Source organism: Halobacillus litoralis, from assembly GCF_009856445.1.
Classification (GTDB): Bacteria; Bacillota; Bacilli; order Bacillales; family Halobacillaceae; genus Halobacillus; species Halobacillus litoralis.
In genome coordinates, this window is the sequence record NZ_WMFA01000032.1 from 1 (window position 1) to 712 (window position 712).

Sequence of the window (712 nt, forward strand, 5' to 3'; positions counted from 1 at the left end):
CTTCCGGAACGGATACAGAAAGCAGTAATCCCGGCCCCTGAAAAACGCTTGATATGGACAGGACGTACCGATGACCACACCGCGACACCTGGAGGCCTTCCTCCGCACCGACGAGGGCGGGCTTACGCCGGAAAGCCTTAACAGCAGGGAGCCTGCTGCCGAACCACGCATCCGGACAGCGGTGCTGGCTGATGCTCTGGGCCGGGTCCAGGCCTTTTTCCGCGACGACAGCCTGCTCGACATCGACCACCTGAACCAGGCGCTGGCGCGGGAGCTGCGGGGGCTGCCCCTGCGCGAAATGGGGCGCCTGCGCCAGAAGTACCAGGTTCGCCAGATTCCGCCCCTGCCGGCAATGACCCATTTTGAGACGGCCGTGGACAACCGGATCGCTGAACTCGAGCAGGCACGCTTCTACAGCGGTCAGGGGGAAGAGGATCTGGCGCTGGCCATGGATGACTACAGGCGACTGCTCGGTGGCGCGCGCTGGCTGGCCATCTCCCGCCCGCTAACGGACATCGCGGTCAACCATCTGTCACCGGAACAGGACGAGGTCCAGCTGCGCGAGGCGCTGCACAGCTTCACCGGCCTGCGCATCAAGCAGCGCCTGGACGACACCCTTGAGATCCCGCCGCTGCCGGAGACGGCCCAGCGCATCCTGCACCTGCGCATGAAGCCCAACGCCGAGATCGGGGATCTGGCGGATATTGTGGAG

1 protein-coding gene is annotated in these 712 nt (G+C 65.2%); it reads left to right on the plus strand.

Annotated features, from left to right (window positions below; translation table 11 throughout):
* Window positions 1-70 precede the first annotated feature (70 nt).
* Window positions 71-712, plus strand: a 642-nt coding sequence (locus GLW00_RS20985) for a hypothetical protein (RefSeq protein WP_202412589.1), incomplete at its 3' end; no start/stop codon positions are given.